We start from the raw sequence: 8362 nt of genomic DNA, 5'->3' as shown, positions 1-8362 counted from the left end.
TAGCCACGGTTCAGGGCCTCAAACCACGGTTCTGTTTTACGATATAGCCAGCCATGCGAGGCACCGGCTTTCAGCAGGTAAGCGCTCATCATGGGCGATAAGGTTAACGCCACAAATGCCGACACCAACACGGAGCCCGCTACCACTATTGCAAACTCTTTGAACAAACGGCCGGTGATACCGCCTAAGAATAAGATGGGCAGGAACACCGCTGCCAGCGTGATGGTGGTGGAGATCACCGCAAAGTATATTTCATTGGAGCCCGTGCGTGCGGCCTGCATCGGGTGCATGCCCTGTTCCACCTTACTGTAAATATTCTCCAGCACCACAATGGCATCATCCACCACAAGTCCAATGGCCAGCACCAATCCTAACAGGGTTAGTACATTGATGGAGAAGTTACCCACGTACATAATAAAGAACGCGGAGATGATGGATACCGGAATGGCTACAATGGGAATAATGGTGCTGCGCCAGTCGCGCAGGAAAATGAAGATGATCAGCGTTACCAGCCCAAAAGCTATCATCAGCGTTTCCTCTACTTCTGATAAGGAGTTGCGCACCGGCACGGTAAAATCTTTACCTAACGAGATCTGGTATTCTTTGGGCGCTGATTTTACGATCTCCTCAAAACGTTTTTTAAACTCATCCACAATAGCCAGGGAGTTGGCGCCACGCTGCGGCTGTACACCGGTACCTACCCCGTACAACGCAGTTTTGCCTTCCACTTCTATCATCGCCGTGCGTTCATTCTGTGATGACATTACTGCTGTACCTACATCCTGGAACCTTACGATGGCGCCATCCTTCTGGCTAATGATCATGTTATTGAAATCCGCTTCCGTCACTAATCTTCCCTGGGTGCGTAGCGTTACTTCCGTGTTTTGTCCCTCAATACGGCCGCTGGGTAAGTCCACGTTCTCACGCTGCAGCGCCGTTTGTATATCCGTAGGCGTTAGTCCGTATGCGGCCAGCTTCACAGGGTCCATACGTAAGCGCATGGAGCGTTTGCGGCCTGCATAAGAATCTACCAGGCGTACCCCGGGAATGGATTGTAAACGTTCTTTAATGTTAATGTTTACAAAGTCTGTAATGTCCTCCAGGCTTTTGGTAGCGCTTTTTACGGTCAGGAACACCAGGAACTCCGGCGGTCCGGATTTTTCCACTACAGTGGGCTCTATATCCGTAGGCAGCTGCTGCCTTGATTTGGAAACCTTATCCCGCACATCATTGGCGGCTGCTTCCAGGTCGGCGCTCAGGTTAAATTCTACGGTAATGATACTTACCTGTTCGCGTGATACGGACGACATAGCGCGGATGCCGTTGGCTTCCGCAATCGCCTCTTCCAGCGGCTTGGTCACCTGCGAGGCAATAATATCCGCGCTGGCGCCGGGGTACACGGTGGTAACTGTTACGATGGGAGAATCTGTTACCGGGTATTCCCGTGTGCCCAGGAAACTATAACCTACTATACCAAAAAGTATAAGCAGTACCGACATCACCCCGGCCAATACGGGCCTGGAGATGCTCATTTGTGAAATAGCACTCATAAAAAAGAAGTTGTTAGAAATAAATTGAGAGAGGGGTGAAGGATGAAAGGCGAAGTAAGTTTGATGCTACTGTAATATCGTTTCGCCTTTCAACACATCACTTTATTTAACCGTAACCAGGTCCACGGCTGCACCGGGCGTAAGGCGCAGCAGGTTGCTGGTGATCACGGTATCACCGGCGGCTAATCCTTTTAAGATCTGTACATCGTAAGCGCCGCGTTGTCCTATCTGTACTTCTGTGAATTGAACGGTTTTGTTTTTAGATACGTACACTGCGTATCCCTGTGAAGATGGCATCAGCGCCTGGCTGGGGATCTTCAGTGCATTGTCTGCAGTGTGCAGGGAAAGCGTTAAACGTGCGCTTTGGCCCGGAACCAGCGTGTGCTGCGCATTGGGAGCAATAGCTCTTATCAGCAGCGTGCGGGTTTGCGCATCCAGGCTGGATTCTTTTGCGATCACCGTTGCATGGTGCTGTGCGGTATCAGATGCTACGCTGAAAGCCTGCTGCTCATTAATGCTGATCAGGTTCGCATATTTTTCCGGTACCTGGAACTCAACTTTAATACGGCTGTCGTCCACAATGTTCGTAAGCACGGTGTTGGCAGATACCAGCGCGCCCTGGTAAGCGCGGATAATACCGATACGGCCGTCGAACGGTGCGCGGATGCGTGTTTTGGCGATGGTGACCTGCAGCGCGCGGATCTCTGCCTGCAGCACTTTCAGGTTAGTGATAGCCTGGTCGTAATCCTGCTGCACAGCCGCATCATGCTCTATCAGGTCTTTCAGGCGCGCCTCGTTCAGGATGGCCAGCTTCTCCTGCTGGCGGATCCTTTCCAGGTTGGCCTGCAGGTCTGCATCATCCAGCTGGAACAGCAGGGTGCCTGCGGAAACTACGTTACCTTCTTTTACATGTACCTGTACAACTTTGCGCTGCAGCTCGCTCACAATGCTTACTTCCTGGTTGGCTACCAGGGAGCCGGTGATCTCCAGCTCATCGCTGAAGTTGCTGGTGCGTACAATATGGCCGTCAGCCGGAATGGCTGTAGATGCTGCGGTGGCGGCGGGTGCGGGCTCTTTTTCACTGGCCCTGGTGGCACAGGCCTGCAGCAACACCGAGATCAGGGAAGAGAGCAAAAGCAGGCCGGCAACGGTGCCGAATCGGAATGACAATAACTGATGCTTCATAAAAAGGGTACTTTGTTATAGACTTATTTAAATGTTTCGATTGGTTAGAACCTGGGAAACCCAAAAAGTTCATCCGGGCTACAAAGATATTGACGTATTGAAATGTTTCGATAGATTGAGTGTAAAAAAAGTGTCAGCTTTTTAAGGTCTGCAAAAATTCTACGTACTGGTCTATCATTGCAGCGTTCAAATGATACTTTACATAACGGCCTTCTTTTACGGGAATTACCAGCTCCGCATCGGACAGCTGTTTCAGGTGGTGGGAGATAGAGGGTTGGGTAAGATCTATAAATTCATACATATCGGAACAGTATAAACAGTCCTGGTTCTTTCTTAACTCCTTTAAGATCAACAGGCGGTTAGGGTCTGCTAGCGCTTTGGCAATCTTCTCCACTTTCTTGGTATCCATACAATAATCATTTAGCTTATAGCAATTGAAAAGCGAAATTACAGCTTTAAATGAAGTTATCCAGCAATTCAGAGGGTATTCCAGTCGTGGAGCAATTCTTTTAACAATTTCTGTCCTTCCGGCCAGTCCCCTAATCCCGAGCTGGCATTAATATGTCCCCTGGGGCCGGCATTCACAAAACGGCTGCCCCATGCATCTGCAAACAGGTGTGAACGTTCGGGGGTGGTGTATTCATCATTCGTGCTGGATACTACAATGCTTTTAAAGGGCAGCGGCTGTAAGGGAATGGGAGAGAAGCCTTTGGCCTCCTTTGGGAAAGAGGGGCGTTCCGCATCGGCCGGCGCTACCAGCAGGGCGCCCTTTATGTGCAGCTTTGTTTGTGCGGCCCAGTGTACCAGCGCTATGCAGGCCAGGCTATGCGCTACAATAACCACCTGCGGGCCTGCGGCAGCTACTGCCTGCTCTATTTGTTTAACCCAGTCGGCACATACCGGCGCATCCCAGTTCTTTTGTTCGATCCGTTGAATGCCAGGCTGTTGTTCCCATAATGTTTGCCAATGTAAAGGACCAGAGCTGCCCAGCCCCGGGGCAGTCAAAACGCTTATATCCATAATGCCAGACGGTTTTGAAAGATGGATATACAATGTACGCTAAATGAGGAAAAAAAGAAAGGCCGAAGGAATTCGGCCTTTTTTAATGCTAAAATTCCACGTTATGGCACTCAGGTCCATAAGATCTTTAACGAATAATTTATGTTGCGCATAATAGTTTATGAAGGAAATGGAACAGCGGATCACGCTGGAGAAATGTATTGTCTATTTTATTGCTGCTGCTGCTTTGTACAAATGTAGTATTTAACTTATAAATTTCAAATTACGTTGTATGCCTTTATGCTTAGCTCTTTTTAATGGAGAGTAACGGAAGATCTCCCTGAAAGCCTCTTCTGACAAGGCTTCCCAGTCGCGTGTGCTGAAGTTAAGTATCTCAGGAATGGGGACAAATTCCACAGTTTTATTTGGTTTTGAAAAGCGGTTCCAGGGGCAAACATCCTGGCAAATATCACAACCGAACATCCAGTCCTGGAAGCGCCCCTTCATTTCAGCGGGGATCAGCATATCCTTTAGCTCAATGGTATAATAAGAGATGCAACGGCTGCCATCCACCACGCCCGGTTTTACCAAAGCCTGTGTGGGACAGGCATCCAGGCAGCGGGTGCAGCTGCCGCAATAGTCGCCAACAGGCGAATCATATTCCAGCGGAAGGTTGGTGATCAGCGTAGCAATGAAAAAGAAAGAGCCGGCCTGCTTATGTATCAGGTTACCGTTCTTACCTATCCATCCCAGGCCGCTGCGCTGCGCCCAGCTGCGTTCCAGCACAGGTGCGGAATCTACGAAACCGCGGCCGCTTACCTCACCTATCTGCTCCTGCATTTGCAACAGCAGGGTGTTGAGCTTTGCTTTAATTACTTCGTGATAATCCTTACCGTATGCATACTTTGCTACTTTGGGGGCTTGCGCGTGCTGCTGCTCCGCAGGGTAATAATTTAATAACAGGGTTATTACAGATTGTGCATCATCCACCAGCTTGCGGGGATCAATACGCTTATCAAAATAGTTCTCCATATAATGCATGGAGCCGTGCATACCCTTGTGCAGCCACTGTTCCAGGCGGCGGGCATCGGCATCCAGCTGCACGGCGCGGGCAATACCGCAATGGTCAAAGCCCAGCGCTGCGGCCTGTTGTTTAATAAAACGCGTATTCTTTTCTATAGCGGTTAGCATTGCTCCTGCAAGGTACAAAACATACTGCTATAACCCGGCAGGCGGGGCGCTGCCCTGTTCGTGTTATAGGGCGAAAGGGGAAAAGCGTTATTTTTGGCCCTGTTTTATTTATCCCTATATGCATTTCAAGCGGACAATTATTGCTTTAACCGGTTGTTTGTTTACCTTATCAGCAGTAGCACAAGAGAAGAACAAGACCCGGTTCGGAAAGATCTCCCCGGAAGATTTTCAGCAAACACGTTACGAGCTGGATACCGGCGCGCATGCCGTAGTGCTGGCGGATATAGGCTCCTCGGATTTTGGAACAGAGGGCGATCATTTTACATTATTGTACAAACGTTTCCGGCGGGTGAAGATCCTGGATAAAACCGGGTATGATGCCGCTAATGAAGCCATTTACCTGTACAGGGATGGCGGTGATGAAGAGAAGGTGATCAGCCTGAAAGCGGTCTGTTATAACCTGGTGAACGGGCAGGTGGTGGAAACAAAAATGGATAGCAAAGATATATTTACAGAGGAAGCAGATAAGCAACACCTGGTAAAGAAGTTTACGCTGCCGGCTGTAAAGGAAGGGTCTATTATCGAGTACTCCTACACCGTTACATCTCCCTTTATATTTAACCTGCAACCCTGGGCTTTCCAGGGAGAATACCCGGTGCTATGGAGTGAATATGCTGTAGGCATTCCGGAAATGTTCGAATACGTTTTTACTGCGCAGGGTTATCAAAAGTTTGAAACTAAAACACGGGAGGATGCGATAAAAAGCTTCCCCATTCACTATGATCCCAAAGGTGTATATGGTACAAGCTCCGGGCAAACGGAACATATTACTGTAAGCGCAAACGTAAGCACCTTCCGCTGGGTAGCTAAAGATGTACCGGTGTTAAAAGAGGAAGGTTTTACCACCAGCCTCTCTAACCACATTACTAAAATTGAGTTTCAGCTTGCGGCCAAAAAGTTTCCCGACAACCCGGTTGAAAAAATAATGGGCACCTGGCAGCAGCTTGCGAAGGATATGATGAAAAGTGAGGATTATGGCCTTCCCCTGGAGAACTATAATAACTTCCTGGGCGATATAGTTTCACAGCTTACAGCAGGTGCTGCTACAGATGAAGAAAAAGCACGTAACATTTATGCTTATGTAAGGAATAATTATACCTGCACCGATTATGATGCGCTGCTTATGCATAAAACGTTAAAGAGCGTGTTCACCGGGAGGAACGGCAATATAGCGGAAATTAACCTGCTGCTGGTAGCTATGCTGCGCAAAGCCGGGCTTACAGCCTACCCGGTAATATTGAGCACCCGCAGGAACGGATACACGAATCCTCAATATCCTTTGATCAACAAATTCAATTACACTATAGCAGATGTGGAGCTGTCAGATGGCCCGCATTACCTGGATGCGGCCCATGCGCTGGGTTTTGGTAAGCTGCATGCCTCCTGTTATAACGGGCATGCCCGTATACTGGATACCGCTGCCCGCGCCGTGCGTTTTGATGCAGATTCCTTACCGGATCAGAAAACCACTTCTATCTTTATGGTGGCAGATAAAGATGGTCTGAAAGGCACTTTACAGCAATGGCTTAGCTATAATAATTCCTATAACCTGCGCGGGCTAATCCATGATAAAGGCAAAGAAGCATACTTTAACTCACTGGCTAAAGCATATCCAAAGCTAAGCGCGGCTGAGATCACGGACCTGGATAGCCTGGATGTACCGGTTACAATAAAATATGATTTTTCTCTCAACCCCGGGGATGAGGATATGCTATACATTAATCCCATGATGGGAGAGGCGATGCAAAGCAATCCCTTTAAATCACAGCAGCGTTTTTACCCCGTGGAAATGCCCGCTAAAGTAGCATATGACTATGTGCTGAATATGGAGACACCGGCCGGTTATGAAGTAGAGGAGCTGCCTAAATCCACCGTAGTAAACTTTAATGAAACTGAAGGAGTGTTCCAGTATGTGATAGAAAAAACGGATAAAGGTATCCAGTTCCGTTCCCGCATAAGGTTGAATAAAACTTATTTTCTGCCGGATGAATATGAATCCCTGCGCAGCTTTTATGATATGATCGTGAAGAAACAGGGCGAGCAGATCGTACTGAAAAAGAAAAAATAAGGCAGCCGTTGCGGACTGAAATTGGGATCAGCGGGCGTTTTGCGACTGCCCCGTTCGTGTGATAGCCTGGAATAGTAAAATAGTTACTTTCGCCACAGTTTTATTTATCCCTATATGCAATTTAAACGAGCAGTAATTGTTCTTACCAGTTGTTTGTTGACCTTAACAGCGGTAGCACAAGAGAAGAACAAGGTCCGGTATGGAAAGATCTCCCCGGACGATTTCCAGAAATCCCGTTACGAGCTGGATACCGGCGCACATGCCGTAGTGCTGGCAGATGTTGGCTCAACAGAATTTGAAGCTTATCAGAGCGATCTGCGCCTGGTATACACCCGCTACCGGCGGGTTAAGATCCTGGATAAAACCGGGTATGAAGCCGCCAATGAAGAAATTTACCTGTACGTAAGCGGTAATGATGAGGAGAAGGTAAGCAACCTGAAAGCCGTTACCTATAACCTGGAGGATGGGAAGGTAGTGGATACCCGGATGGACAGCAAAAGCGTGTTCACCGAGGAGCTGGATAAGAACCACCGCGCAAAGAAGTTCACATTGCCGGCCGTAAAGGAAGGTTCTATTATCGAATACACCTACACTGTCACTTCTCCTTTTATCTTTAACCTGCAGCCCTGGGCCTTCCAGGGAGAGTATCCCATTCTGTGGAGTGAATACACGGCGTCCATCCCTGAGTTTTATGAATACGTCTTTATTTCACAGGGCTATCATCCGTTAACCGGTAAAAAAGAGGAATCACAGCGTACCTTTCCTTTCCGGGTTAGCGCCGGCGGCGGGTATGGCGAGCCGGCTACTTCAAGAACAGAGCAGGCGGATGTAAAAGCCAACATCACTATTTACCATTGGGTAGCTAAAGAAGTGCCTGCGCTGAAAGAAGAGGCTTTTACCACCAGTATAAATAATCACATCACCAAGATCGACTTTCAGCTGGCTGCTATTAAACCGCCGGGCGGTATTGTGAAACCGGTATTGGGCACCTGGCCCAAGCTGGCGGAGGACCTGATGAAAGAAGATTCTTACGGCGCTGCGCTGGACAAGAACAACGGCTACATGAGTGATGTGTTGGACGGCCTTACACAAGGCGCTGCATCTGATGAGGAAAAAGCGCGCAGGATCTTTGCTTATGTGAGGAATAACTTTACCTGTACCGGCCACTCAGCGCTGTACATGGATAAATCCATGAAAACGGTGTTCACCACTAAGAATGGGAATGTAACGGATATTAACCTGCTGCTGGTGGCCATGCTGCGCAAAGCCGGGCTAAAAGCATACCCCGTGCTGCTAAGCACCCGCAGCC

General features: G+C 48.6%; 7 protein-coding genes. 2 read left to right on the top strand and 5 right to left on the bottom strand.

Annotated elements, in window-relative coordinates; translation table 11 throughout:
* The 5 genes from VIM87_RS15175 to queG form a co-directional block, all read right to left on the bottom strand.
* The coding region (locus VIM87_RS15175) for an efflux RND transporter permease subunit (RefSeq protein WP_331997809.1) at window positions 1–1550 on the bottom strand (1550 nt) is incomplete at its 3' end.
* 102 nt (window positions 1551–1652) lie between these two features.
* A complete protein-coding gene (locus tag VIM87_RS15170; RefSeq protein ID WP_331997808.1) occupies window positions 1653–2735 on the bottom strand; it encodes an efflux RND transporter periplasmic adaptor subunit in 1083 nt (360 codons plus the stop codon).
* 133 nt (window positions 2736–2868) lie between these two features.
* On the bottom strand, window positions 2869–3144 hold the full coding sequence (locus VIM87_RS15165) for an ArsR/SmtB family transcription factor (RefSeq protein ID WP_089919322.1): 276 nt from the start codon (window positions 3142–3144) through the stop codon (window positions 2869–2871).
* A gap of 68 nt (window positions 3145–3212) precedes the next feature.
* Complete coding sequence (locus tag VIM87_RS15160) at window positions 3213–3755, bottom strand: alpha/beta hydrolase (RefSeq protein ID WP_331997807.1); 543 nt, start codon at window positions 3753–3755, stop codon at window positions 3213–3215.
* Between the two features lie 243 nt (window positions 3756–3998).
* The gene (gene queG, locus VIM87_RS15155) at window positions 3999–4925 is read right to left on the bottom strand and encodes a tRNA epoxyqueuosine(34) reductase QueG (protein ID WP_331997806.1); all 927 of its coding nucleotides are present in this window, start codon (window positions 4923–4925) and stop codon (window positions 3999–4001) included.
* Window positions 4926–5082: 157 nt separating this feature from the next.
* On the opposite strand from queG, the gene VIM87_RS15150 reads away from it, so the two are divergent.
* Both VIM87_RS15150 and VIM87_RS15145 read left to right on the top strand, forming a co-directional pair.
* A complete protein-coding gene (locus VIM87_RS15150; RefSeq protein WP_331997805.1) occupies window positions 5083–7053 on the top strand; it encodes a transglutaminase domain-containing protein in 1971 nt (656 codons plus the stop codon).
* Window positions 7054–7167: 114 nt separating this feature from the next.
* On the top strand, window positions 7168–8362 hold a 1195-nt coding region (locus VIM87_RS15145), incomplete at its 3' end, for a DUF3857 and transglutaminase domain-containing protein (RefSeq protein WP_331997804.1).

Source organism: Chitinophaga sp., assembly GCF_036569125.1.
Lineage (GTDB): Bacteria > Bacteroidota > Bacteroidia > Chitinophagales > Chitinophagaceae > Chitinophaga.
The sequence above is the reverse complement of the archived record's forward strand: the minus strand, read 5'-3'. Positions and strand labels throughout refer to the sequence as shown.